Source organism: Micromonospora violae, from assembly GCF_004217135.1.
GTDB classification, from domain to species: domain Bacteria; phylum Actinomycetota; class Actinomycetes; order Mycobacteriales; family Micromonosporaceae; genus Micromonospora; species Micromonospora violae.
Genome location: NZ_SHKK01000001.1, coordinates 6,473,718 through 6,499,439 on the forward strand (window position 1 = coordinate 6,473,718; position 25,722 = coordinate 6,499,439).

The 25,722-nt window shown below is 73.0% G+C and carries 22 protein-coding genes; 9 read left to right on the forward strand and 13 right to left on the reverse strand.

What is annotated here, in order from left to right; genetic code table 11:
• The first annotated feature begins 123 nt into the window (after positions 1 to 123).
• On the forward strand, positions 124 to 462 hold the full coding sequence (locus EV382_RS29370) for a PadR family transcriptional regulator (protein WP_130407193.1): 339 nt from the start codon (positions 124 to 126) through the stop codon (positions 460 to 462).
• An 86-nt stretch (positions 463 to 548) separates the two neighbouring features.
• Here the strand turns inward: EV382_RS29370 and EV382_RS29375 are convergent, their stop codons facing one another.
• The 10 genes from EV382_RS29375 to deoC all read right to left on the reverse strand — a co-directional run bounded on the left by EV382_RS29375 (position 549) and on the right by deoC (position 12,096).
• Positions 549 to 1,223 carry a permease prefix domain 1-containing protein gene (locus tag EV382_RS29375; protein ID WP_130407195.1) on the reverse strand — a complete coding sequence of 225 codons (675 nt, stop codon included), beginning with the start codon at positions 1,221 to 1,223 and terminating at the stop codon, positions 549 to 551.
• Between the two features lie 68 nt (positions 1,224 to 1,291).
• On the reverse strand, positions 1,292 to 3,082 hold the full coding sequence (cydC, locus tag EV382_RS29380) for a thiol reductant ABC exporter subunit CydC (RefSeq protein ID WP_130407197.1): 1,791 nt from the start codon (positions 3,080 to 3,082) through the stop codon (positions 1,292 to 1,294).
• Positions 3,079 to 4,755 (reverse strand): thiol reductant ABC exporter subunit CydD, encoded by a 1,677-nt coding sequence (cydD, locus tag EV382_RS29385; RefSeq protein ID WP_130407199.1) that lies wholly within the window; start codon positions 4,753 to 4,755, stop codon positions 3,079 to 3,081. Before cydD ends, cydC begins: the two co-directional genes overlap by 4 nt.
• The gene (locus EV382_RS29390) at positions 4,752 to 5,759 is read right to left on the reverse strand and encodes a cytochrome d ubiquinol oxidase subunit II (protein WP_130407201.1); all 1,008 of its coding nucleotides are present in this window, start codon (positions 5,757 to 5,759) and stop codon (positions 4,752 to 4,754) included. The genes cydD and EV382_RS29390 overlap by 4 nt, the downstream gene beginning before the upstream one ends.
• A gap of 19 nt (positions 5,760 to 5,778) precedes the next feature.
• Positions 5,779 to 7,032 carry a cytochrome ubiquinol oxidase subunit I gene (locus EV382_RS29395; protein WP_130407203.1) on the reverse strand — a complete coding sequence of 418 codons (1,254 nt, stop codon included), beginning with the start codon at positions 7,030 to 7,032 and terminating at the stop codon, positions 5,779 to 5,781.
• 154 nt (positions 7,033 to 7,186) lie between these two features.
• Positions 7,187 to 8,092 carry a M56 family metallopeptidase gene (locus EV382_RS29400; protein WP_130407205.1) on the reverse strand — a complete coding sequence of 302 codons (906 nt, stop codon included), beginning with the start codon at positions 8,090 to 8,092 and terminating at the stop codon, positions 7,187 to 7,189.
• Between the two features lie 10 nt (positions 8,093 to 8,102).
• Positions 8,103 to 8,576, reverse strand: coding sequence for a BlaI/MecI/CopY family transcriptional regulator (locus EV382_RS29405; protein WP_130407207.1), 474 nt, complete (start codon positions 8,574 to 8,576; stop codon positions 8,103 to 8,105).
• 306 nt (positions 8,577 to 8,882) lie between these two features.
• Complete coding sequence (locus tag EV382_RS29410; RefSeq protein ID WP_130407209.1) at positions 8,883 to 9,707, reverse strand: aldehyde dehydrogenase family protein; 825 nt, start codon at positions 9,705 to 9,707, stop codon at positions 8,883 to 8,885.
• Positions 9,700 to 11,130: an aldehyde dehydrogenase family protein gene (locus tag EV382_RS29415; protein WP_130407211.1), complete on the reverse strand. Its 1,431-nt coding sequence runs from the start codon at positions 11,128 to 11,130 to the stop codon at positions 9,700 to 9,702. The genes EV382_RS29410 and EV382_RS29415 overlap by 8 nt, the downstream gene beginning before the upstream one ends.
• Positions 11,131 to 11,136: 6 nt before the next feature.
• Complete coding sequence (gene deoC / locus EV382_RS29420) at positions 11,137 to 12,096, reverse strand: deoxyribose-phosphate aldolase (protein ID WP_130407213.1); 960 nt, start codon at positions 12,094 to 12,096, stop codon at positions 11,137 to 11,139.
• A gap of 133 nt (positions 12,097 to 12,229) precedes the next feature.
• Between deoC and upp the strand changes: the two genes are divergently transcribed.
• Both upp and EV382_RS29430 read left to right on the forward strand, forming a co-directional pair.
• Positions 12,230 to 12,862, forward strand: coding sequence for a uracil phosphoribosyltransferase (gene upp / locus EV382_RS29425; protein ID WP_130407215.1), 633 nt, complete (start codon positions 12,230 to 12,232; stop codon positions 12,860 to 12,862).
• A gap of 73 nt (positions 12,863 to 12,935) precedes the next feature.
• Positions 12,936 to 13,613 carry a GOLPH3/VPS74 family protein gene (locus EV382_RS29430; RefSeq protein WP_130407217.1) on the forward strand — a complete coding sequence of 226 codons (678 nt, stop codon included), beginning with the start codon at positions 12,936 to 12,938 and terminating at the stop codon, positions 13,611 to 13,613.
• Positions 13,614 to 13,841: 228 nt separating this feature from the next.
• Here EV382_RS29430 and EV382_RS29435 read toward each other — a convergent pair whose 3' ends face one another.
• Positions 13,842 to 15,509 carry a phospho-sugar mutase gene (locus EV382_RS29435; RefSeq protein WP_130407219.1) on the reverse strand — a complete coding sequence of 556 codons (1,668 nt, stop codon included), beginning with the start codon at positions 15,507 to 15,509 and terminating at the stop codon, positions 13,842 to 13,844.
• A 48-nt stretch (positions 15,510 to 15,557) separates the two neighbouring features.
• On the reverse strand, positions 15,558 to 17,621 hold the full coding sequence (locus tag EV382_RS29440) for a serine/threonine-protein kinase (RefSeq protein WP_130407221.1): 2,064 nt from the start codon (positions 17,619 to 17,621) through the stop codon (positions 15,558 to 15,560).
• A gap of 206 nt (positions 17,622 to 17,827) precedes the next feature.
• On the opposite strand from EV382_RS29440, the gene EV382_RS29445 reads away from it, so the two are divergent.
• Positions 17,828 to 19,411, forward strand: a complete 1,584-nt coding sequence (locus tag EV382_RS29445; RefSeq protein WP_130407223.1) for an acyl-CoA mutase large subunit family protein — start codon at positions 17,828 to 17,830, stop codon at positions 19,409 to 19,411.
• A 479-nt stretch (positions 19,412 to 19,890) separates the two neighbouring features.
• Positions 19,891 to 21,150, forward strand: coding sequence for an amidohydrolase (locus EV382_RS29450; protein ID WP_130407225.1), 1,260 nt, complete (start codon positions 19,891 to 19,893; stop codon positions 21,148 to 21,150).
• Here EV382_RS29450 and EV382_RS29455 read toward each other — a convergent pair.
• Positions 21,107 to 22,069: a DUF4349 domain-containing protein gene (locus EV382_RS29455; protein WP_130407227.1), complete on the reverse strand. Its 963-nt coding sequence runs from the start codon at positions 22,067 to 22,069 to the stop codon at positions 21,107 to 21,109. The two genes, EV382_RS29450 and EV382_RS29455, sit on opposite strands and share 44 nt — an antisense overlap.
• A gap of 93 nt (positions 22,070 to 22,162) precedes the next feature.
• Between EV382_RS29455 and EV382_RS29460 the strand changes: the two genes are divergently transcribed.
• The 4 genes from EV382_RS29460 (at position 22,163) to EV382_RS29475 (ending at position 25,662) form a co-directional block, all read left to right on the forward strand.
• Positions 22,163 to 22,795: an MBL fold metallo-hydrolase gene (locus EV382_RS29460; protein ID WP_130407229.1), complete on the forward strand. Its 633-nt coding sequence runs from the start codon at positions 22,163 to 22,165 to the stop codon at positions 22,793 to 22,795.
• 4 nt (positions 22,796 to 22,799) lie between these two features.
• Positions 22,800 to 23,783, forward strand: a complete 984-nt coding sequence (locus EV382_RS29465; RefSeq protein WP_130407231.1) for a hypothetical protein — start codon at positions 22,800 to 22,802, stop codon at positions 23,781 to 23,783.
• 104 nt (positions 23,784 to 23,887) lie between these two features.
• Positions 23,888 to 24,622, forward strand: a complete 735-nt coding sequence (locus EV382_RS29470; protein WP_130407233.1) for an SCO6745 family protein — start codon at positions 23,888 to 23,890, stop codon at positions 24,620 to 24,622.
• Between the two features lie 80 nt (positions 24,623 to 24,702).
• On the forward strand, positions 24,703 to 25,662 hold the full coding sequence (locus EV382_RS29475) for a GNAT family N-acetyltransferase (protein WP_130407235.1): 960 nt from the start codon (positions 24,703 to 24,705) through the stop codon (positions 25,660 to 25,662).
• Positions 25,663 to 25,722 lie beyond the last annotated feature (60 nt).

The following is a 25,722-nucleotide window of genomic DNA, read 5'->3' on the forward strand; positions in this document are numbered from 1 at the left end:
ATACCCTAGTCGGCGGCCCTGGGTGACCGATGCCCGCACCCCGGGGGCCGCTTGGCGCACAGGTCCGACCTGCTGGGGGTCACCCCTGGCGGAGCGGCCGTTCGACAAGTAGCGTTGCTACGTATGAAGGCCCAGGCGCTGCACGGCCACCTCGACGCTCTGCTGCTCGCCGTGCTCGAACAGGGTGCGCTGCACGGTTACGCGATCATCGAGGCGCTGCGTGCCCGCAGCGACGGCAGTCTGGACCTACCCACCGGCACCATCTATCCGGCGCTGCGTCGCCTGGAACGCGCCGGCCACGTGGCGAGCACCTGGAGCACCGTCGGCGGCCGGGAACGGCGGACGTACCAGCTCACCGACTCCGGCCGGCGGGCGCTGGCCGGGGAGCGCGCCGGTTGGCGCGAGTTCCAACTGACCGTCGGCCGGTTCCTCGACCCCGGCAGCCCGCCCACCCCGGCCTGACCCGCCCCGGCCCGCCTCAGCCAGGCCCACGCTCGCCTCAGCCTGGCCCACCCGACGCCTGGCCCGCCCGCGTTGGGGTGCGCTGGTCAGCGGGCGGTGGCCAACAGCCAACCGCGCGCCGCCCGGGTCAGTGAGAAGTATCCGCCGCCCACCAACACCGCCCCAATGATCATCGGGGGCCAGTGCAGCGCCGCGTCCCAGAGGTTGAGCGACCAGGCGAAGAGGGCGCAGCCGGCCATCATGCCGAGAACGAGGACACCGGTCAGGCCGACGCCCACCGCACGCTGGGCCACGGCCAGGCCCGGTCGGGGTGCCCGCGCGCTCGCCCAGACCACCAGCAGACCGGCCACCGAGAGCAGCAGCGCACCCATCCAGATCCAGTCGACCGAGCTGGAGAGCAGCAGGTAGCCGGCCGGGGGGCGCGGGCCGCCACTCCAGCTCGACCCTCGCCAGGTCAGGTCGCCGGCGACCACCCCCACCCCGGCGATCGCCAACATCCGTAGGGACAGCCCGCGCAGCGCGCCCACCGCCAACTCGGCCTGCCAGGACGGCAGCACCTGCGCCGGTGAGCCGAACTCGACAACCGCCCGGCGCTGCGCCTCGGTGGGTGGCACCCCGCGCTCGCGGTACGCCTCGACGGCGTCCAGCAACCCGTGCCGAGCCTCGGTCAGCAGGTCGGACTTGAGTCGGGCCGGCCCCTGCAACCGAGCGGCCAGCTCCCGCAGGTGCTCGTCGACCATCACGTCCTCACCGCGCGCCATGGCACCACCCTGCCACGGACTCCGGCGGGTTGACGTCCGGGAGAACCCTGGTCGACCCCCGAGTCGGGTCAGGGGGCGAGCGCCAGGTAACCCCGTTCGGCCGCCACCTGGAGCAGCCACTGGTCGCGGTACCAGCCCGGGGCGGCGACCAGCTCGGCGTGCCGACCGCGCTGGATCACCCGGCCGCCGTCCAGAACCACGATCTCGTCCAGCTCGGCCAGTCCACTGAGCCGGTGGCTGATCAGCAGCGCCGAGTGCCCGACGGGGGTGGCGGCGAGCGCGGAGGCGAGCACCGCGTCCGCGGCGGCCGGGTCCAGACCTTCGGTGGGCTCGTCGAGCACCAGCACCGGCGGCGCGGCGAGCAGGGCCCGGGCGAGCGCCAGCCGCTGCCGCTGCCCGCCGGAGAGCTGCCCGCCCTCCTCGCCGACCATCGTGTCCCAGCCGGCCGGTTGAGCATGGACCCAGTCCAGCAGGCCAGCGGCCGCAGTGGCCGCGGTCAGCTCCTCCTCGTCGGCTCCGGCCCGCCCGAGCAGCAGGTTCTCCCGCACCGTGGCATGGAAGACGTACGCCTCGGCCAGCAGCCCGCCGACCGCGCGGGGCAGCGCCTCCTCGGCGTACGCCGAGAGGTCGTGGCCGTCCAGGGTGACCCGGCCGGACGCGGGGCGTACGGTGCCGGTCAGCACGGCGGCCAGTGTGCTCTTGCCGGCGCCGCTCGGGCCGACGACCGCGATCCGGCGTCCTGCCGGCAGGTCCAGGCTGACGCCGTCCAGGGCGGGTGCCGCGCCGGCCCGGTACCGGACTGTCACGTCGACGAAGCGCAGCTCGTGCGGGCCGGTCAGGTCCGTTGGACCGGTCGCGGGTGGCGGGGTCGATGGCTCCGCGTCGAGCAGGTCGGCCACCCGGGTCAGGCCGGGGCGCAGCTGCGTCCACTGCCGGGCCGCCGTGACCAGCGCCAGCGTCACCTCGACGGCGGCCAGTGTGCCGACGGCCAGGACGCCCACCAGCACCCCCGACACGTCGGCGGCGAGCGCGACCAGCACCACCGCCGCGGCGGTCACGCCGGCGGTCAGCACGCCGGCCGCGTCCACCGCGAACCCGGTGGCGGCCAGCCGACGTTCCAGTCGGGCCAGCCGGTGTGCGCGCTGCTCGGCGGCGCGCAGCGTGACGTCGGTCGCCCCGAACGCGGCCAGGTCGGCGGCACCGTGGGTGAGGTCGACCGCGTCGGTGGCCAGCGCGCCCCGCAGGGGGGCCACCTCGGCCGCGCTGCGGCGGGTGACCGTGGTGGCCAGTGCGGGCAGCGCCACCCCGGCGACCAGCAGCCCGACGGCGAGCGCGCCCGCGGCCGGTGCGGAGATCAGCGCTGCCACGGCGACCGCCACCACGCCGACCAGGGCCGCCGCCGTAGCGGGGACCAGCACCCGCAGCAGCAGGTCCTGAACGGCCTCCACGTCGGAGACCAGGCGGCTCAGCACGTCCCCCGAGCGGTGCGTCGTGCCCCGGCGGGCCGCCAGGGTGGCGAAGACCCGGGCCCGGACATCGGTGATCATGCGCAGCACCGCGTCGTGCCCGGCGAGCCGTTCGGTGTAGCGGAACACGCCCCGGCTGATCGCCAGTGCCCGGACCGCGACGATCGCCACGGTGAGCCGGTCCAGCGGGGGCTGACCGGCGGCGCTCATCAGCAGCCAGGTGGCGGTGGCCATCAGGGCGAGCCCGGCGAACTCGGTGGCGGCGGCCAGCAGCCCGGCCCCGACCAGCCGGCCCAGGTACGGTCGGGCCAGTCGCAGCACAACGCGCTCGGCGGCGGCCCGCCCGGTCGGTGCCCCGCCGGCCACCGCCTGCGGCCCGTGTTCCGTGGTCATCGGGTGGTCTTTCCGGTCGGTTCGGGCGTCAACTCGGTGACCCGGCCGTCCTCGATGCGCAGGATCCGGTCGGCGTCGGCGAGCAGCGCCGGTCGGTGCGCGACCAGCAGCGCGGTCCGCCCGGCGACCAGGCGACGGGTGGCGTCGAGCACCACCGTCTCGGCCGCGGTGTCGAGTCGGGCGGTGGGCTCGTCGAGCAGCACCACCGGGGCGGCCCGCAGGAACGCCCGGGCCAGGGCCACCCGCTGCCGCTGCCCGCTGGACAGCCCGTGGCCGCGCTCGCCGAGCAGGGTGTCCAGGCCGTCGGGCAGGCCGGCCACCACGTCATCCAGGGCGGCGTCGTGCACCGCGGCGGTGAGTGCGTCGGCCGGGGTGTCCGGTGCGCCGAGGCGGATGTTGTCGGCCAGCGAGGCGGCGAAGAGGTGCGCCCGCTGCGGCACCCAGGCGAGCTGCCGACGCCAGGCGTCCGGGTCGGCGGTGGCGAGGTCGACCCCGTCCACGGTGATCCGGCCGCTGGTCGGCGTCACGAAGCCGAGCAGCAGGCCGAGCAGGGTGCTCTTGCCGGCGCCGCTGGGCCCGATGATGGCGATCCGCTCGCCGGGCCGGATGGTCAGTGTCACGTCGCGCAGCGCGGTGGTCCGCTCGTACGCCACGGTCACCCCCTCGAACCGGATCTCGGCTCGCGCGTCGGGGGTGGGGGCGCCCTCGGCGGCCCGGGGCGCGGTGGGCGCGGCGGAGAGGGTCAACGCCTCGTCCAGCGCCGTCAGCCCTTCCATGCTGGCGTGGAAGCGGCTACCGGCGGCCCGCAGCGGCAGGTACGCCTCCGGGGTCAGCAGCAGCACCAGCAGCGCGGTCTGCAGGGCCAGCCCACCGCCGAGCAGCCGGATGCCGACCGGCACCGCGACCAGCGCCACCGAGAGGGTGGCGACCAGCTCCAACACCAGCGCGGAGAGGAACGCGATCCGCAGCGTCTTCATGGTGGCGACCCGGTGACCGTCGGCCATCCGGCGTACCACGTCGGTCTGTGCCCGGGCCCGCCCGAATGCGCGCAGCGTGGGCAGCCCGGCCACCATGTCCAGGAAGTGCCCGCCGAGCAGTGCCAGCCGCCGCCACTGCCGCTCGGTGGCGGCCTGCGCCTGCCAGCCGAGCAGCGCGCCGAAGACCGGGATCAGCGGCAGGGTCAGCGCGATGATCACCGCTGAGCTCCAGTCGGCGAAGACGACCCGGGCCAGCACCGCCAGCGGCACCGTCACGCTGAGCACCAGCTGCGGCAGGTACCCGGTGAAGTACGCGTCCAGCGCGTCCAACCCGCGCCCGGCCAGGGTGGCGATCTCACCGGCCCGCTGCCCGGCCACCCACCCGGGCCCGTGCCGGCCCACCGCGCCGAGCAGGTCGGCCCGCAGCGTGGCCTTGACCGTGGCGGCGACCCGCGCGGAGACCGTGCCCTGCGCCCAGACCAGGGCCGAGCGGGCGGCGACCGTGACCACGAAACCGGCCAGCGCCGGTCGGTCCAGTCTGCCGTCGATCGCGGTGGCCAGCAGCGACGCGAGCGCGGTGGCCTGCGCGACGATCAACCCGGCGGCGAGCACCCCCAGGAGCGCGAGCACGGCAAGGTCGCCCCGGGCCGCGGGGACCCGGCGCAGCAGACGCGGGTCGAACGGACGGCGGCTCACCAGTACACCGGTGCCCTACCGTCGGTCCGTCCTCGGAAAACCCACCAGCACATCGCCTGGAAGCCTAGTAGGGCCGGAAGCAGCGGCAGCGCCACCCAGCCCAGCAGCCGCAGGGTAGGCGCGCTGGCGGCGGCGTCGGCCACCCTCAGCGAGGCATCCGGGTCGGTGGTGGACACCAGCACGTAGGGCCAGAGAGCGGCCCCGACCAGCACCACCGGCAGCGCCAGGGCCGCGCCGGTGGCGAGCAGAGCCCACCCCGGCCGCCGCCGTGCCAGCGCCGCGCGGGCCGCCAGCAGCGCCGCCGCCAGCAGCACGGGCAGGAGTACGGCCACCGCCGGCCGTTGCACGGCGTCGCGTACCCGGGAGGAGAGCAGGCCCGCGACGGTGGCCAGCGCGACCGCGGTGAGCGCCACCGGCACCAGCCGGCGGGCCGTACCGCCGACCACGGCGGCGGCCTCGGCGGGGAGGCGCAGGGTGAGGAAGGTCGCCCCGTGCACCGCGACCAGGGCGACCATCGCCAGCCCGGCGGCGGCCGCGAACGGGGTGGCCAGGTGGGTCACTCCGGCGACGTGCCCGTCGGCCCCCAGGGGTACGCCCTGCCACAGCGCGGCGAGCACCACACCCCAGCCCAGCGCGGCGAGGGCGCTGCCGATGAGCACGACCCGGTCCCATCGGGCGCGGATCCGTTCGTCAGTGGGCCGACTGCGCAGCTGCACCCCGACGGTGACCAGGATGACGCCGACCAGGGCCCCGACGACGGCCGGATAGCAGCCGGCGAGCAGTTCGCCCTCCAGGAGGGGGAACGCGCCGAAGAGGATGCCCAGGGCGGCCACCAGCCAGACCTCGTTGCCGAGGAAGAACGGGCCGAGCGCGGTGAGCGCCGCCCGTCGCCCGGCCGGGCCGACGCCGCGGGCGAGCAGCAGCCCGACACCGTAGTCGTAGCCGGCGAGCACCAGGTAGCCGGTGAAGAAGAGCCCGAGCTGGGCATACCAGGCGAGGTCCACGGTCTCTACTCCTCGGTGCTCAGATGGGGGCGGGTTCGGGGTGGGCCGGCTCGCTGGGCGCCGCCGGTGGACGCCCGAGCGCCGGGTCGGTCGCACCGCGCATGGCGTGCCGGGCGAGCAGCATCCAGTTGGTGACGGCGAGGGTGCCCAGCAGCAGGCTGAACCCGATCAGCGAGGCGAGCATCAGCGGTGCGCTGACCGGGGAGACGGCCTGTTCGGTGGGGAGCAGTCCGTACGCCACCCAGGGTTGACGGCCGACCTCCCGGGCGATCCAGCCGAGGATCACCGCGATGAACGGCAGCGGCAGGGCGAGCAGGATCAGCCAGAGCGGGAAGCGCAGTCGGATGATCCAGTCCCGGAAGAGCAGGGGCAGCAGCAGCCAGATGCAGCCGAGGGTGAAGCCGATCAGGATCATGAAGCCCAGCCCGACGCTGGCCAGCACCGGCGGGGTGTAGTCGCCCGGGCCGAACTGCGTGGTCCACTCGGCGATCAGCGCCTGACTCTCCGGCCCGTCGCCGCCGAACTTGGTCGGCTGCACCGAGCCGACCGGATCGAACTGGGCGAAACCGAAGCTCTGCACCATCGAGATGGCCAGCGCCGCGGTGACCAGGCCGATCCGGAGCGAGGTGCGGAAGAAGGCGAAGTCGGGGGTACGCCGAATCAGGTGCCCGGCGCTGACCGCCGCCATCAGCATTCCGCCGACCAGCAGCGCCGCCGAGACCACGTGCCCGAGGGCCATGCTGAGGCTGGGGTTGGTGAGCAGCGCGCCGAAGTCGGTGAGGTGGGCGACTCCGTCGCGGACCTCGTACCCGACCGGGTTCTGTAGCCAGGAGTTGGCCACCATGATCCAGAACGCCGAGGCGTACGCGGTGATCGCCACGCCCCAGAGCAGCGCGAGGTGGACGCCCTTGCGGAGCCGGTGCCAACCGAAGATCCACATCCCGAGGAAGGTGGATTCCAGGAAGAACGCCACCATTGTCTCGATGGCCAGCGGCGCCCCGAACACGTTGCCGACGTAGCGGGACAGGCCGCTCCAGTTCAGCCCGAACTGGAACTCCATCACGATGCCGGTGGCGATGCCGAGCACGTAGTTGATCACGTAGAGCTGACCCCAGTAGCGGGTCTGTCGCTCCCATTTCGGGTTGCCGGTGAGCACCCAGGCGGTCTGCATGCCGACCAGCAGGGTGACCAGCCCGAGCGTGACGACCACGAACAGGAAGTGGATCGAGGTGGTGGTGGCGAACTGCAGGCGGGCGAGGAGCAGGGTGTCCATGACCGGCCTCCGTTGCGTTGGCTCTCTTGTCGTAGCCACCCTACACGTAGCATCGCTACACGTCTGCCTACTACGCTCTGTCGTAGATAACTCTACTACGATTCGTAGTAATAGAGGGGGGTTGACGGCTGGGTGACGGGCGGGGCCCGGAAGGTCAGCTCAGGAAAAGGGTGACCGGGAGGGCGACCAGCATGGTGGCGACCGCGAGGGCGGTGGCCCCGAGCACCCGGGGCGGCCGGTCACTGACCAGCAGGCGCTGCACCCGTACGTCGAGATCCCGGTCGCCCATGCCCAACGCGCCGGCCGGGGTGACCCGGTGCCCGGCAGCGGCGAACCGGCGCAGCGCCCCCGCCAGCGGGGCGTCGGCGTGCAGCTCGCGGGCCTTGTCGTCGGCGCGCATCTCAACCAGCAGAGCGACCCGCTCGTGCGCGTCGCGCACCCAGCCGAACCACGGCAGCGCCCGGCACAGCGCGGTGAACGGCAGCAGCACCAGGTCGTGCCGCTCGTTGGCGTGCGCACGCTCGTGGCTGAGCACCGCGGCCAACTCGGCGCGGTCCAACAGGCTCAGGGTGCCCGCGCTGACCACCACCTGCGGCTTCACGCCCGGCAGGCAGTACGCGGCGGCGCTCGGATGATCCAGCACCAGCGCGCCCGGCGCGGCCGGATCGTTCCGGGCGACCAGGGAGAGCAGGTCCCGGTGGCGACGCTGGGCGCGTACGGTGCCGTGGATGCTGCGCACGGTCGTGGTGACCAGCACCGCGCCGATGCCGAAGCCCACGCCGACCCCGGCCAGGTGGAACGTGCCCACCCCGATCGGCAGGGCACCATGGACCAGGTCGTTGGCCAGGGCGAGCAGCGCGCCACCGGTCGGCCGGTCGTACGCACTCAACCCGAGCGCCATCGGCAGGCCCATCGCCGAGAGGCCCAACGCCAGCCCGACGGCCTGCCAGCAGACGATCGCCACCCGCGGGCTGCGCCACGTCCAGGTGGAACGGGCCAACACCTGCGCGGTCAGATAGCAGGCCAGCATCGTGGCGGCGAAGTGCACGGCGTAGGCCATGGCGGTCGCCCTACCGCTCCGCTGCCTCGCCAGCGGGTCGTCGGCCCGCCGGCCCGTCCACCCGGTCGGCCAGGCCGGCGGCCCCGCCCGCGTCGCCGCCGATGGAGCCCGGCCCGGTCAGGCCGGCCTCGCTGCCCAGGGCCGCCCGCAGCACCTCGGCCTCGATGCCGGTCACCGAGCGGGCGAACCGCACCAGTGCGGCGTCCCGGCTGCCACCGAGGTCGAGGGCGTCGAGCATGAGCTGGGCGATGTGCGCCTCGCGGCTGGCGGAGGGCCGGTACCGCCAGGCCCGCCCCTCCCGCTCGCGCTGCACCATGCCCTTGCCGGCGAGCCGGTCCAGCACGGTCATCACCGTGGTGTACGCCAGCTCGCGGCCATCGAGTGCGTCGGCCACCTCGCGCACGGTCACACCGTCCGACGTGCCGGGAACCACGTCCCATAGCACGTCCATCACCGCACGCTCAAGATCGCCCAACCGAGTCACAAACCAATCCTACCCCCGGTAGTAGACCCCCAGGTCCCCGCGCCCACCCACCCCACCCCATCCCACCCAGTCGTGATCATGAGGTTGACCGGGCCGAGCGAGATCAAACGCCCCGCCAACCCCATGATCGCCGACTAGGACCGGCGGACCGACCGGCAACCCAACCCAAGGCAGCACCCGCAAGCTGACCCACCCGACGAACCCGGCCCAGGTCAGGGTTTTCCGGGGGAGCCCGACCACGCAGGGATCAAGCCTGACCGCCCGGAGTGGTCGGGCTCTCCCGGAAAACCCAAGGGCCGAGACCGATCACACCCCCTTGGGGTGCCACACCGTCTTCGTCTCCAACAAGGCGGTCATCGGCGCCACCCCCGGGTCGGCGGTCCAGTCGTGGTCGGCCGGGGCCGGTCGGAGCACCCGCTTGAGGTTCTCCGCCGCCTTGACCTCCAGGTCGGTGGCGAACGCGGCATCGGTGACGCCGGTCAGGTCGATCGCGTTGACGTCCATGTGCGCCGCCAACGTCGGCGCGGTCTCGGTGACCGCGCCGGTCAGGATGTTGACCACACCGCCGGGCAGGTCGGAGGTGGCCAGCACCTCGGCCAGCGTCACCGCCGCCAGGGGCTCGCTCGGGGAGGCCGCCACCACCACCGTGTTGCCGGTCACGATCGCCGGGGCGATCACGCTGACCAGGCCGAGCAGCGCCGGGCGCTCCGGGGCGACCACCGCCACCACGCCGGTCGGCTCGGGCGCGGAGATGTTGAAGTACGGGCCGGCGACCGGGTTGGCGCCGCCGTACACCTGGGCCAGCTTGTCGGCCCAGCCGGCGTACCAGACCCAGCGGTCGACCGCGGCGTCCACCTCGTCGCCGGGGATGCCCAGGGCGACGAACTGCTCGCGGCGGCCCTCCAGCATCTCGGCGGCCCGGTAGAGGATCTGACCCCGGTTGTACGCGGTCGCGCCGGCCCAGCCCTTGACGGCGGCGCGAGCGGCGACCACCGCGTCCCGGGCGTCCTTGCGGGAGGCCAGTGACACATTCGAGGACTGCACCAGATACGACCGTCCCGACTCGCTGCGCGGGAACTTCCCGCCGATGAAGAGCTTGTACGTCTTGCGTACCGCGACCCGCTCAGACATTGAGGTAGCCCTCCAGCCCGTGCCGGCCGCCCTCGCGACCGTAGCCCGACTCCTTGTACCCACCGAACGGCGAGGTGGGGTCGAACTTGTTGAAGGTGTTGGCCCAGACGACCCCGGCGCGCAGCCGGTCGGCCATCCACAGGATCCGGGAGCCCTTGTCGCTCCAGATCCCCGCCGACAGCCCGTACGGCGTGTTGTTGGCCTTCTCCACGGCCTCGGCCGGGGTACGGAAGGTGAGCACCGACAGCACCGGACCGAAGATCTCCTCACGGGCGATCCGGTGTGCCTGGGTGACGCCGGTGAAGATGGTCGGCGCGAACCAGAAGCCCCGCTCGGGCAGGTCGCACGGCGGCGACCAGCGTTCCGCGCCCTCGGCCGAGCCGGCGTCGGACAGCTCGCGGATCCGCTCCAACTGGGCGGCCGAGTTGATCGCGCCGACGTCGGTGTTCTTGTCCAACGGGTCGCCGACGCGCAGCTGAGCCATCCGCCGCTTCAGCGACTCCAGCACCCGGTCGGCCACGTTCTCCTGGACCAGCAGTCGGGAACCGGCGCAGCAGACGTGACCCTGGTTGAAGAAGATGCCGTTGACGATGCCCTCGACGGCCTGGTCGACAGGGGCGTCGTCGAAGACGATGTTGGCGGCCTTGCCGCCCAACTCCAGGGTGAGCTTCTTGCGGCTGCCGGCCACGGACCGGGCGATGGCCCGGCCCACGTCGGTGGAGCCGGTGAAGGCGACCTTGTCCACGCCGGGGTGCTCGACCAGCGCCCGACCGGTGTCGCCGGCGCCGGTGAGGATGTTGACCACACCGGCCGGCAGGTCGGCCTGCTGGCAGATCTCGGCGAAGACCAGCGCGGTCAGCGGGGTGGTCTCGGCCGGCTTCAGCACCACCGTGTTGCCGGCGGCCAGCGCCGGGGCGATCTTCCAGGCCAGCATGAGCAGCGGGAAGTTCCACGGGATGACCTGCCCGGCCACGCCCAGCGGCTTCGGGTCGGGCCCGAAACCGGCGTGCTCCAGCTTGTCGGCCCAGCCGGCGTAGTAGAAGAAGTGCGCGGCGACCAGCGGCAGGTCGACGTCCCGGGACTCGCGGATCGGCTTGCCGTTGTCCAGTGACTCCAGGACGGCCAGCTCGCGGGAGCGCTCCTGGATCAAGCGGGCGATCCGGTACAGGTACTTCGCCCGGTCCCGGCCCGGCATCGGACCCCAGACCTTGTCGTACGCCGTGCGGGCGGCACGCACCGCACGCTCCACGTCCGAGGCGCCGGCCTCGGCGACCTCGGCCAGCACCTCCTCCGAGGCGGGGTTGATCGACTTGAAGCTGCCACCGTCGGTCGGGTCGACGAACGCGCCGTCGATGAACAGCCCGTACGAGGGTTTGAGGTCCACCACCGAGCGGGACTCGGGGGCAGGGGCGTATTCGAACATCGGCTATCAGTCCAGGGTGAAGTAGTCGGGACCGGAGTAGGTGCCGGTCGTCAGCTTGGTGCGCTGCATCAGCAGGTCGTTGAGCAGGCTGGACGCGCCGAAGCGGAACCAGTCCGGGTCGAGCCAGTCCGGGCCGACGGTCTCGTTGACCATCACCAGGTACTTGATCGCGTCCTTGGTGGTCTTGATGCCACCGGCCGGCTTCACGCCGACCTGCCGCCCGGTCGCCTCGCGAAAGTCGCGGACCGCTTCCAGCATCACCAGGCTCACCGGCATCGTCGCCGCGATCGGGACCTTGCCGGTGGAGGTCTTGATGAAGTCGCCGCCAGCCAGCATGGCCAGCCAGGAGGCCCGCCGGACGTTGTCGTAGGTGGCCAGCTCGCCGGTCTCCAGGATCACCTTGAGGTGGGCGTCCCCGCAGGCTTCCTTGGTGGCCACGATCTCGTCGTAGACCTCCTTGTACCGCCCGGCCAGGAACGCGCCCCGGTTGATCACCATGTCGATCTCGTCGGCGCCGGCCGCGACGGCGGCCCGGGTGTCGGCCAGTTTGATCTCCAACGGCGCCTGCCCCGACGGGAACGCGGTCGCCACGCTGGCCAGGTGCACACCACTTCCGCGCAGCACCTCGGCCACGTGGGGAACCATCGTCGGGTAGACGCAGACCGCGCCGACGTGCGGGCAGGACGGGTCGGCCGGGTCGGGGCGCAGCGCCTTCGCGGCGAGCGCGCGCACCTTGCCCGGGGTGTCCGCCCCCTCCAGGGTGGTCAGGTCGACCATCCGGATCGCCAGGTCGATCGCCTGGGCCTTGGCGGTGGTCTTGATGGAGCGGGTGCCGAGCTGTGCCGCCCGCTGCTCCGCGCCGACCTGGTCCACGCCGGGCAGGCCGTGCAGGAAGGTCCGCAGAGCGGTCTCGGATCGTCCCAGCTCGGAGAGCTCCGACCGGGCCGACGTCGTTGTCGCCGTCATGCCGAGAAGTCTACGCACCGGAGCACTGAGTGATCTTGCTCACGAGCGCGCAGAGTCGCGCCGACGTGAGCGGCGTCCCTGGTCCGGCCGCACCCGCACCGCGGCACGCTACGGACCGGTAGGTTGAGCGATCGTGGATGTACACGTCATTGACCACCCGCTGGCCCAGTCCAGGTTGACCGCCATGCGGGACGCGCGCACCGATTCCTCGACGTTCCGGGCCGCGCTGCACGAACTGACCACCATGCTGGTGTACGAGGCGGCGCGCACCTTCCCCGTCGAGCGGTACCCGGTGCAGACGCCGGTCACCGGCACCGAGGGCACCCGGCTGGCCAACCCGCCGCTGCTGGTCCCGGTGCTGCGAGCAGGGCTGGGCATGGCGGACGCCGCGTTGGGCCTGCTGCCCGAGTCCTCGATGGGTTTCGTCGGCCTGGCCCGCGACGAGGTGACGTACGAGCCGCGCGCGTACATGGAGTCGTTGCCGCGCGACCTGACCGGGCTGCCGGTGCTGGTGCTCGACCCGATGCTGGCCACGGGTGGCTCGCTGGAGCACTCCTGCCGGCTGCTGGCCGACCGCGGCTGCACCGACATCACCGTGCTCTGTGTGCTCGCCGCCCCGGTCGGCATCGAGCGGCTGGAGCGCTCCGGCCTGCCGTTGCGCCTGGTCACGGCCTCGATCGACGAGGGGCTCAACGATCGCATGTTCATCGTCCCCGGGCTCGGTGACGCCGGCGACCGCCAGTTCGGTGGCATGCCCCGCTTTTGAGGCGTTGCCCGGCCGGTGCCGGGTCCGGCGGGTCCGCGCGCGTTGGTGTGCGGACCCGCTACCGTCTTCGGCCATGACTGGTGTTGCGCTCGCCGAGGAGTTGCTGCTTCTCGCCTACGACGACACGACCGGCAAGGCGACCATGCCGCGGATCAGCCTGGACCTGGGCATGGCCGCCGCGGTGCTGGTCGACCTGGCCCTGGCCGGCCGGATCGCGTACGACGACGGGTCGCTGACGGTGATCGACCCGACGCCGACCGGCGAGCCGTTCAGCGATGACGTCCTCAACCGGATCGCCGCCGACACCCCGCACACCCCGGCGTCCTGGGTGCAGCGTCTGCGGCACGGCCTGCGCGACCGGATCCTCGCCGACCTGTGCCGGCAGGGCGTCGTGCGGGACATCGACGAGACCGAGCTGGGCTTCATCCACGTGCACCGTTACCCGGTCGTGGACTCCTCCGTCGAGGCGGAGACCCGCCAGCGGTTGGCCGAGGCACTGACCGGCTCGGCAGCCCCGGACGAGCGGACCGCCGCGCTGGCCACCCTGGTCGTGGTGCTGCGGATGGAGTCCGCGCTCGGGGTGAGCGGGTCGGCCGCCGCCGCCGCCCGCCGCCGGCTGACGGAGATCGCCACCGGCGCCGGGTTCTCCGGCGAGGTGAGCACCGACGACTCGGTGGTCCGCCCGTCGGTCGGCCTGGTCGTCGCCGCCCTGGCCACCGCCGTCGACCAGGCCCTCGGCCCGCGCCGCTGACCGCCGGGTCGACCTCGCTCGGCGTGCCCCTTTGCTCTGCACCCGCCTATGCGCCAGGGGCCGCGCCGCTGACTGCCGGGTCGACGCCGGGCGGAGTGCCCTTTGCTCTGCACCCGCCCGTGCACCACCACGGGCCGCGCCCGTGCACCATGACGGGCCGACAGGTGCATGGCGCTTCCGCGGGTGCAGAGCAAAGGGCGGACTTGTCGGGGGTGGATGCTGCCCGGCTCAGATGCCCAGGGCAGCGCTGACCTCAGCGCGAAGCGCGGCGACGGCCGACGCCGCCCTGCTGCGGGCCGTCTGGACGTCACCGGCCGCGACCGGTTCCACCACCTCCAGGTACGCCTTGAGCTTGGGCTCGGTCCCGGACGGGCGGATCACCACCCGGGCCACTGCGGTACGCAGGATCACCACGTCCGACTCGGGCAGCAGGTCCCGGACGCTGTCCACCGGATGGCCGAGCAGGGTGGTCGGGGTGTCCGCCCGGATCCGGGCCATCGCGTCGGCGATGACCCGCAGGTCGTCCACCCGCACGGAGAGCTGGTCGGTGTGGTGCACACCGAACTCGGCGGCCAACTCGTCCAGCCGGTCGGTCAACGTACGACCCTGCGTCTTGAGCCCGGCGGCCAACTCGGCCACGGTCAACGCGGCGGTGATGCCGTCCTTGTCCCGGACGTGCTCCGGAGCGACGCAGTAGCCGAGCGCCTCCTCGTAGCCGAAGACCAGCGGCGCACTCCCACCGCCGGCCCGCACGATCCACTTGAAGCCGGTCAGCGTCTCGTCGTAGGGCAGGCCCCGGGCCGCGCACATCGCCCGCAGCAGTGACGACGACACGATGGTGGTGGCGTAGAGCCCGGTCACCCCCCGACGCATCAGATGGTCGGCGAGCAGAACACCCACCTCGTCGCCGCGCAGCATCCGCCAGCCGTCCTGGTCGTCCCGGACGACCACCGCGCAACGGTCGGCGTCCGGGTCGTTGGCGATGGCGAGGTCCGCGCCGGTCGAGTCGGCCAGGGCGATGAGCCGGTCCACCGCACCCGGCTCCTCCGGGTTGGGGAACGACACGGTGGGGAACGCCGGGTCCGGCTCGGCCTGGTCGGGCACCACACCGGGGGTCGGGAAACCAGCGCGGGCGAAGGCGGCGGTGAGCACCGCCGCGCCCACCCCGTGCAGCGGGGTGTACGCCACCGTGAGGTCGCGCGGCCCGTCCGGGTCGATCACCGCGGTGGCCCGTTCGACGTACGAGGCGACGAGGTCGTCGCCGAGCACCTGACCGGGCGCACCCAGCGGCACCCGGGTCAGCGGGCCGACCGATCGGATGGCCGCCTCGATGCCGGCGTCGGCGGGGGGCACGATCTGCGCGCCGGCCCCCAACTCGCCACCCAACTCCGCGCCGAGGTAGACCTTGTAACCGTTGTCCTGCGGCGGGTTGTGGCTGGCCGTGACCATCACTCCGGCGACACCGCCGAGGTGCCGCACGGCGTACGCCAGCACCGGGGTGGGCAGCGGGCGAGGCAGCAGCAGCGCCGGGCGGCCAGCGCCGGTGGCCACCTGGGCGGTGCGCTCGGCGAACTCCCGGGAGCCGTGCCGGGCGTCGTACCCGATCACCAGCGGGCCGGTGCCACTCTGGGCCGCGAGCCAGGTGACCAGGCCGGCAGCGGCCTGGGTGACCACGGCGAGGTTCATGCCGTTGGGGCCGGCGCGCAGCGGGCCGCGCAGGCCTGCCGTGCCGAAGGTCAGCGGGCCGGCGAACCGGTCGGCCAGCTCCGGGGCGGTCGCCGGCAGTCCGTCGAGCACCGCCGTCAGCTCGTCCCGGCTGGCCGGGTCGGGGTCGTCGGCCAGCCAACGCCGGGCTTGCTCACGAATGTCGTCGATGTCAGTGGTGTCCGCCGCCATGCCCCTTGATAGCACGGCGACGGATCACCCCTGTGGGTTCCCTCCGGCTCAACCGTTCCCGGTGAGCTGGAAGGTCCGCACCATCTCCTCGAAGATCGGCTTGCTCTCCTCGAACTTGGCGTCCGTGGCGGTGAGGTAGAACGAGTACGCCTTGCCGTCCTGCGCCACACCCCGCCAGACGCCGTGCCGCATGGCGTCCCCCTCGCCGCAGGTGTACTCGAATTCGGCGGCCGGCTTGCTGGCCAGCTCGGTCTCCTGGGAGGAGATCTGGTTGTACGGCTTGACGCAGGAGGTGCTCCGGGTCTTGAGGCCGTTCTCGGCCGTCTCCGCCCACCGCGTGGAGCTGCTGGACCACTTCTCGGTGATGATGCGGACCTTACGGCCGCTGTCCTCCGGGTCGACATAGTCGGTGTACGAGCCGCCGGTGGCCTTCTTCCAGCCCTTCGGCACCATGACCTGGATCCCGCGGGCCGCATGCTCCTGCATCTCGATCGGTGGAGCTTCCGGGGCGGACGCGGTGGGCTGCGCCACCGGGGCGCTCGGCGGGGCGTCGTCACCACCGGACAGTGCCACCACGGTCAGCGCCAGCACGACGACCAGCCCGCCGGCTGCGGCGAGCTGCACCTTGCGCGGCCAACCCCTGACCGTGGTGACGAGCTGCGCTCCGGTGGCCTTGGCCTTGTCCAGAGCGCTGCCGCCCGAAGCGGCGGGCGGGGTGGCCCAGGGCTGGCCGGTGCCCGGCACCGACCACTGGTTGCCGCCGCCGTAGGTGCCGCCGATGCGCTGGGTGGCCTCCGGCGCGCCGCCGTACCCGACCTGCTGGGTGGCGTCGGCCGGGCTGCCGTACGTGACCCGCTGGGTGGCGTCGGGGTGCCCGCCGGCGTCCACCCGCTGGGTGGCGTCGGCGTTGCCGCCGTAGGTGCGTCCGGCCGCCGGCCGGCCGGCGGGCGGCATCGCGCCGGTCGGCGTGTGCAGCGGGCCGGCCAACGCGTCGGCGCTGGTCTCGTCCATTCCACCGGTGCTGCCGGCCGAAGGGGCCGCCTGGGAGCGCTCACCCCGGCGCAGCGAGGCCAGCCGGTCGGTCAGGGACTCACCCGGGGCCAGCATCGCCGGGCCGCCGATCTGGCTGTCCGGTTTCGGCTCCGGCTGGGCCGGTGGGAGGACGGGCACGGGGCGCTGCTGCACCGGCACCACCGCGTACGGGTCGGTGACCGAGTGCACCGCCGTCGCCGTGCTGCCCAGCGGGCCGGCGAGCAGCTCACGCAGCATGGCCCGGGAGGTGTGCACGTCGAGGCGGCGCGCCGGGTCCTTCTCCAGCAGACCCATCAGCACGCGGGTCAGCGGGCCGCTGCGCTGCGGCGGGGCGGGCGGGTCCTCCACCACGGCGTGCATGGTCTCGATCGGGTCGCCCTTGTCGAACGGGGGTCGCCCCTCGACCGCGGTGTAGAGCGTCACACCCAGCGAGAAGAGGTCACTCGGCGGGCCGAACTCCTGGCCCATGGCCCGCTCGGGCGAGATGAAGTGCGGCGAGCCGAGCACCATGCCGGGGGTGGTGAGCTGCACGTCGGTGGGCATCCGGGCGACCCCGAAGTCGGTCAGCACGCAGCGCCCGTCGGTGCAGATCAGCACGTTGGCCGGTTTGACGTCGCGGTGCAGCACGCCGATCGCGTGGGCGACCTCCAGCGCGCCGAGCAGCGCGATACCGATCTTGGCGACGGCACGGGGCGCGACCGGCCCGTCCTCGATCACCATGTCGGCGAGGCTGCGGGCGTCCAGCAGCTCCATCACGATCCACGGCCGGCCGGCCTCGGTGACCACGTCGTACACCTGCACGACCGCCGGGTGCTGGATGGCGGCGGCGGCGCGGGCCTCGCGCAGGGTGCGTTCGTACATCGCGTCACGGTCGCTGGGGGCCAGCCCGGGAGGCAGGACGACCTCCTTCACCGCCACGTCACGGCGCAGCAGGGTGTCTGTGGCGCGCCACACCGTGCCCATGCCGCCGTTGCCCACCGAGGATCGCAGCGAGTACCGGCCACCAATGGTGGTGCCGGGCGCCGCTCGTCCGTTGGCGGGACTGACTGGTCCGCCGCTCCACGTCGGGATCTGAGTCACAGAAAAGCCACCGGGGGAAATCGAGGGGGGCTGGGACACAACCCCCCTATCTTGCTGGTTCCGACGCCCGATGCGAAAGCCGACGCGACGGACGATTATCGAACGCGACAGAACGTGCCCTGTCGTTCACGTGGTGTCGACCGGACGGGACGCACTGTGCGGTATCCCTCACCCGACGACGTGGCCAGGCGTCCTACCATCCGGGGATGAACCAACGGCGGTCAAGCGAGTCCGGTTTCCCGATCAACGGCGTCTACACGGAGGCCGACCTTCCGGAGGACCTGGACTCCCGGCTCGGCAGCCCCGGCGAGTTTCCGTACACCCGGGGTGTCTACCCCACCATGTACACCTCCCGCCCGTGGACCATGCGCCAGTACGCCGGTTTCGGCACCGCCACCGAGTCCAACGCTCGTTACCACCAACTGTTGCGGGCCGGCACGATGGGCCTCTCGGTCGCGTTCGACCTGCCGACCCAGATGGGCTACGACTCCGACGAGCCGATCGCGCACGGCGAGGTCGGAAAGGTGGGGGTCGCGATCGACTCCATCGAGGACATGCGGCTGCTCTTCGCCGACATCCCCCTGGACAAGGTGTCCACCTCGATGACGATCAACGCGCCCGGCTCGGTGCTGCTGCTGCTCTACCAGCTCGTGGCCGAGGAGAACGGGGTGCCGGGCGCTGCGCTCAACGGCACCATCCAGAACGACATCCTGAAGGAGTACATCGCCCGGGGGACGTACATCTTCCCGCCGAAGCCGTCGCTGCGCCTGGTGGCCGACACGTTCGCGTACTGCCGCAAGGAGGTGCCGAAGTGGAACACCATCTCCATCTCCGGCTACCACATGGCGGAGGCCGGCGCGACGCCCGCGCAGGAGATCGCGTTCACCCTGGCCAACGGCGTGGAGTACGTCCGGGCGGCGCTGGCCGCCGGGCTGGCCGTCGACGACTTCGCGCCCCGGCTGTCGTTCTTCTTCGTGGCCCGCACCACCCTGCTGGAGGAGGTGGCCAAGTTCCGCGCCGCCCGGCGGATCTGGGCCCGGCTGATGCGCGACGACTTCGGCGCCAAGGACCCGAAGTCGATGATGCTGCGGTTCCACACCCAGACCGCCGGCGTGCAGCTCACCGCCCAGCAGCCGGAGGTGAACCTGGTTCGGGTGGCGGTGCAGGGGTTGGGCGCCGTGCTCGGTGGCACCCAGTCGCTGCACACCAACAGCTTCGACGAGGCCATCGCGCTGCCCACCGAGAAGGCGGCCCGGCTCGCGCTGCGTACCCAGCAGGTGCTGGCCTACGAGACGGACCTGACCGCCACCGTCGACCCGTTCGCCGGCTCGTACGTGGTGGAGGCGATGACCGACGAGATCGAGGCCGCCGCCGTCGAGTTGATGGAGCGGGTGGCCGACCACGGCTCGGCGGTGGACGCGATCGAGGCCGGCTTCCAGAAGCGGGAGATCGAGCAGTCCGCGTACCGGATCGCCCAGGAGATCGACTCGGGGGAGCGGGTGGTGGTCGGGCTCAACCGGTTCACCGTGGACGAGGAGGAGCCGTACGAGCCGCTGCGGGTCGACCCGGCGATCGAGGCCGCCCAGGCCGACCGGCTGGCCCGGCTGCGCTCCGAGCGGGACGCCGACGCGGTGGCGCGGGCGCTCGCCGATCTTCGGACCGCCGCCGAGGGCACGGACAATGTGCTGTACCCGATGAAGGAGGCGCTGCGGGCCCGGGCGACCGTGGGTGAGGTCTGCGGGACGCTGCGCGAGGTGTGGGGGTTGTACCGGCCCACCGACCGCTTCTGAGCGTCCGCCGCGCTCATTTCTGAGCGTTCCGCCGCGGCCGCGGCCCTCGGGGTGCGGTGTGCCCAGCGGGTTCAGCGGGTATCCGGTCGGTTGAGCCGGGACGCACACCCTGTGCGGCCACGGGGTGTCGCTGCGTGTGAGCGTCCTTATCCGGCTCGTTGCGGAGTGTGGTCGGCTAATTGTCGGAGTGTCAGTTCACCACCCCGACTAATGCGACAATTTGGCAACGGGTTCCGACTGGTGCCGGGATTCGTGACCACCGCGATCGGTTACGCGTTGTAGGAGGTGAGGGGCTGATGACGGCGTTCGACCGTGATCTACCTGCTGTCTCCCGCCTCGGCGAGCGCCCTCAGCAGGGCATACGTGACTCTGCGCGGTCCGATCATCACCGTAACGAGGTTGCGCAGCGTCACCGTCGGAGGTCTAGGCTGTCTGCTGTCCCCGATGATCCATCCATTCCTAGTGATCGAGAATTCGACGTGACGAGTGCGTTGACGCTGCCCACGAGTGGCCAGCTGGCGTCGTCCTGGCTGGAGACGCCGCCCGGATCCCAACCCCTGCCCGGCGAGCTGGACCACCTCCTCGCGCTCCGGGTACCGGGACTCATCGCTACGCGCCGTCACCTCCACTCGCACCCTGAGCTCTCCGGCACCGAGTTCGAGACGGCCGCGCTGATCGCCCGGGAGCTGTCGTTGGCCGGGCTGAACCCGCGACTGCTGCCCAAGGGCAACGGCGTGATCTGCGATGTCAACGGCCGGCCGGACGGCCCGGTCGTGGCGCTGCGCGCTGATATCGACGCCCTGCCGCTGGACGACCCCAAGGACGTCCCGTACCGGTCGACCGTCGAGGGCGTCTGCCACGCCTGCGGGCACGACGTGCACACCACGGTCCTGCTCGGCGTCGGCATGTTGCTGGCCCAGCTCGCCGACCTCGGCGAGCTGGACGGTCGGGTCCGGCTGATCTTCCAGCCGGCCGAGGAGATCCTGCCCTGCGGCTCGCTGGAGGTCATCGAGGCCGGTGGCCTGGACGACGTGGTGCAGATCTTCGCGCTGCACTGCGACCCGAACCTGCCGGTGGGCCAGGTCGGCCTGCGGGTCGGCCCGATCACCGCGGCCGCCGACAACGTGACCGTCCGGCTCTCCGGCCCGGGCGGGCACACCGCCCGTCCGCACCTGACCGTCGACATGGTCGACGCGCTCGGTCGGTTGATCACCGAGGTGCCCGCCCTGGTCAGCCGCCGGGTGCCGGCCAACAGTGGCCTGCTGCTGGTCTTCGGCCACGCCTCGGCCGGCACCCGTTACAACGTCATCCCGTCCGAGGCGAGCGCCTCGGGCACCCTCCGGGTGATGGACCGCGACACCTGGGAGCAGGCTCCCAAGATCGTCGCTCAGGTGGTGCGGGACGTGATCGCGCCGACCGGTGCCACGGTCGACCTGGAATATCTGCGCGGCCGGCCACCGGTCTGCAACGACTCCCGCGCCATCCAGGTGCTGACCGCCGCCACCTCCGCCGCACTCGGCCCGGACGGGATCGCCGAGACACCGCAGAGCATGGGCGGCGAGGACTTCTCCTGGTACCTGGAGTACGTCCCCGGCGCCCTCGCCCGGCTCGGCGTGGGTCGCTCCGGCCCCAACGTCGACCTGCACCGCGCCAGCTTCGACGTGGACGAGCGGGCCATCGGTGTCGGCGTCCGCGTCATGGTGCAGACCGCGCTGCGGGCACTTGCGGCGGCGCGCTGACCGGCGCGACCAGAGCCGGGGACTTGCGCCGTCGCCGCAACACCACCAGCAGCACCGCCACCGGTACGCCGAACGCCACCAGCCACGGCAGCAACGCGCCCAGCACGGTGAGCAGGACGGTCATCGAGACGACGAACGCCTTCCAGCCGCCCCTGAGCCCGACCAGGAAGCCGGTCTCCTCCTTCTCCTCGGTGACCTTCGCCGCCGGCCCGGCCAGTGACACGGTGATCGTGGAGAGGGCGGTCAGGTCGGCCAGGCGTCGCTGCTTGGCCTCCAGCGAGGCCAGGTCGGCCTCCCGGCGGCCCAGTTCGTTCTCCAGCGACACCAGGTCGGTGATCGTGGTGGCCCGGGCCAGCAACCGGCGGGCGCTCTCCACCCGGGCACGTTGACTGGTGATCCGGGCATCCAGGTCGACGGTCTCCTCGGTGACGTCCTGAGTGTTGATCTCCCGGCTCTGCTGCCGACCGAGCTTCGCGATCTCCTCCACCACGCCGGTGAACTTCGCCGCCGGCACCCGCAGCTCCAACTCCGCCACCGCGTCGGCGTCGACACTGTGCCGCTGGTCCCCACCCACGAAGCCACCGGCCCGGGTGGCCACGGCGGCGGCCTCGCGGGCGCCCGCGTCCACATCGTCCACCTGCACCCGCATCGTTCCGGTGTAGATGATCGCCCGCTGGTCGACCCGCAGATCCGGCGCTCCGGCACCGGCCGCCTCCGGTGCGCCCGCGGCGGCGTCCCGGCCCACCCCGCCATTGGCCGCTGGCGCCTCGGCCTTCGCGCCGGCGCTGTCGGGCACCCCGCTGTCGCTGCCGCCAGCACCGCACCCCGCCAGCGCCAGCGCCGCCGCCAGTGCTGTCACCGCCAGCGCGCTGCGGCGTCGTCCCACCCGTCCGTCCATCCCCGCTCCCATCGTCGTCAACCGGTGTGGCGATAGCTCGGACGCGACGCACCCGCCGGCTGGTTCCGGCAGACTGCGCTGAGGACGTCACGATTCGATAATCGAGGAGTCACGATGCGGCTCACCAAGTACGCCCACTCCTGCCTTCGGGTGGAACACGACGGGGGAGTCCTCGTCGTCGACCCCGGGGTGTTCAGCGACACCGCGGCGGCGCTGGACGGTGCGGACGCGGTGCTGATCACCCACCTTCACCCCGACCACCTCGACCTGGCAGCGGTGCGCCTCCAGCTCGACCGACAGCCGTTCCCGATCCACGGGCCCGCCTCGCTGGCCGAGACCCTCGGCGACGCCGCCGACGTGTTGAGCCCGGTGAGCGTCGGGGAGTCGTTCACCGCCGCCGGGGTGGCCGTACGCGCGTACGGGGGGCGGCACGCCGTGATCCACCCCGACATTCCGGTGGTCGACAACCTCGGTTACCTGATCAACGACGTGGTCTACCACCCGGGCGACTCGCTGGTGGTGCCCGACGAGACACCCGTCGACACGCTCTTCGCGCCGATCCACGCACCCTGGTCGAAGTTCTCCGAGGTGGTCGACTTCATCCGCGCGGTCGCGCCGCGGCGCGCGTACGCCCTGCACGACGCGTTGCTCAACGACAACGGGCTGGGCGTGCTGGACCGGCAGTACAGCGCGTTGTCGGGCACCGAGTACCAGCGACTGGAGCCCGGCAGCCGGGTGGACGTCTGAGCCGATGCCGGGCCTCTCCGCGGAGCTGGTGCAGCAGCTCTACCGCACCCCACCGGACCGGTTCGTGGCCGCCCGGGACGCCGCCGTGGCCGAGGCCCGCCAGGCCGGTGACCCGGCCACCGCCCGACAACTGGCCCGGTTGCGTCGTCCGACGGTGGCCGCCTGGTTGGTGAACCTGCTCGCCATCCGACGTCCGGAGCTGGTCGCCGATCTGGTGCAGCTCGCCGACGCGCTGCGGTCCGCCCAGCGGGAGTTGCGCGGGCCCCGGCTGCGGGAGCTGTCCGCGCAGCGCCGGGCGGTGGTCAGCGCCCTGGTCGCCGAGGTCCGCAAGCTCGCCGCGGCCGAGCCGGACGCGCCCCCGGCGAACCGGCTGCCCCTGGCCGAGGTGGAGGCGACGCTGAACGCGGCGTTCTCCGACGTCGAGGTCGCCGAGCAGGTGCGGGCGGGCCGCCTGCTGCGGGCAGCCAGCTACGCCGGCTTCGGTGAGGTGCCCCGGCCGCAGCTGCGGCTGGTCACCGGCGATGACGAGGAGCGCGCGGAGGAACGCCCGGCCCGCCGCCCCGGCCCCCAGCGGGGCCGTCCCGAGGCGGCGCCCGGCCCGGACCGGGCGGCTGCGCGTGCCGAGCAGGCCGAGCGGGCCGCGCAGCGGGCGGCCCGAGCCGAGCGGGCCCGGCAGCGCCGCGCCCTCGACCGGGAGTTGGCGAAGGCCCGGGCCGACCAGGAGCGAGCCGAGGCCGAGCTGACCGAGGCGACCGGGCAGGAACGCGACGGTGCGGTCGTACTCGATGGCCTGGAGGCTGAACTGGCCGAGCTGGAGCGGCGGCGCGCGGTCGCCGAGCAGGATCTCAGCCGGGCCAAGCTGGCGCGGCGCGCCGCCGAGCGAGCGGTCACCGTGGCCCGGCGGCGCGCCGGTGAGGTCGAGGCGGCGGTCGAGGCGCTGGCGGCCGAAGAGGGGGATGCGGACGCGGGCGGTGGCGCGGCAGACTGACCATCGATGGATGACGACGAGTGTGCGGGCCGTACACGGCGGGTGGCCGCGGGTCGGGGCGTGGTCGTGGTCGGCGGGTCAGGTTGCCCGAGGGCGGCACCCCGGTGACTCCGGAACAGGTCGCGGCCGCCAGCAAGCCCGTCGTGCTCGACCTGGGTGACGCCTTCAGCCGAGACCCGACCACGCTGCGCCGGGCCCGACTGCTCGGCATCTCCGGCTGGGCTTTCTACATCAGTGGGCGGGCCGGCGCGCTCGGCGATGTGCGGGCCGAGACGGCCGCTGCCGCCCTCGGGTTCATCGCCCCGGACGCGGTCGCCGACGGTTGGGACGCCGCCGCCCGGGTCGTCCGGCCGTTCGAGGTGGCCGCCGCGAGCCTTGCCGAGTGCTGCCGCTGGGGGGCGCAGCGGCTCGACCCGCTGCCCGGCACCGAGCGTCTGTCGGCGCTCGTCGAGCGGGCCGTGGTCGCGGCGGAGGCCAGCGGGATGCCGCTCTTCGCCGCGTGGCGGGCCATGCCGCTTCCGGATCTCTCGCCCGGCGCCCGCAGCGCCGCCGGGCTGCGTCTGCTGCGGGAACACTTCACCGGCGCCTACCTGCTGGCGGTACGCGCCGCCGGGATGACCCCGCTGGAGGCCGTACTGGCCGGCCCGGAGGGCGAGGCCGGGGCGGTGGCCTGTGGCTGGCCGCCGCCGTACCCGCCGGTCGGGCCGCTGGTACGCCGCCGACTCTGGGCCGAGGCGGTGACCAACCGGCTGGCCGCGCCGGCGTTCGCGGCCCTCGGTCCCGCCGTCGGCGCGGAGTTGGTGGAGTTGCTGCACCGCACCCGAGCCGACCTGGCCTGAGCCGCCCGCCGACACCGGAGCCGCCCGTCGGCCGGAAAATGGGCGGCGTCCGGGCAGATCGGCTGTCAGGATGTCCTGCCGTGACCCTTCCCGCTGGTTGGACAACGCGCCGGCCCACCCTCGACGACGTACCGGCGATCCTCGCGGTGGTGCACGCCGCCGACACCTTCGCCATCGGCCATCCCGACTTCGACGCCGAGGATGTCGCGGCGTCGCTGACCGCCCCCCACTTCGACCCGACCCAGGACTCCTGGCTGGCGATCGACCCGGACGATACCGTGGTCGGCTGGGCGACGGTGGACAACCCGACCGGGGTGGGCCGGGAGTTCGTGGAGGTCTACGTCGATCCGGTACGGGGCGCCGCCGTCCGCGCGCCGTTGCTGGCCCGTCAACTGGACCGGGTCGCCGAGCGCGCCGCCGAGCGGGGCCTGCCCTCGCTCACCGTCCGGTGCGCCGTGTTCGCCCCGGAACGTGACTGGGAACGCGCCCTGCGCGCACGCGGATTCACCCTGGTGAAGCGGTACGTCCGGATGAGCCGGCCGCTGGACGACCTGGCGGACGAGCTGGCCGGGGCGCCGGCCGTGACGGTGCGACCAATCCGCCCAGACGACGAGACCGACCTCGTGCAGTTCCACCGGATCTACGAGGCCGCCTTCGGCGACACCCCGGACCACGAGCCGCTGCCGTACGAGCGGTGGCGGGCCCGGCTCGGCGACCTGACCGCCTGGGACGAGTGGTTCGTCGCCGAGGTCGACGGGGTGCCGGTCGGCGCGTTGCAGTCCTCGGATCAGGCGCTCGACCAGCAGTCGGGCTGGGTGAAGAGCCTGTCCGTGTTGTCCGGCTACCGACGCAGGGGGGTGGGTGCGGCGCTGCTGCGCCGCGCGTTCGCCCGCTACGCCGAGAAGGGCCGGCGGGCGGCCGGCCTGGGCGTCGACCTCACCAACCCGACCGCCCCGCTATCGCTCTACCGGTCGGTGGGCCTGCGGGAGACCCGGTGGACCGACATGTACGAACTCTCCGTCCCGGCGGCCCGTGTGTGATTGACGACCCTGGACGGGCCCGACCGGGCCTCCGGTCGACGGCGGTAGCAGACTGGCGGG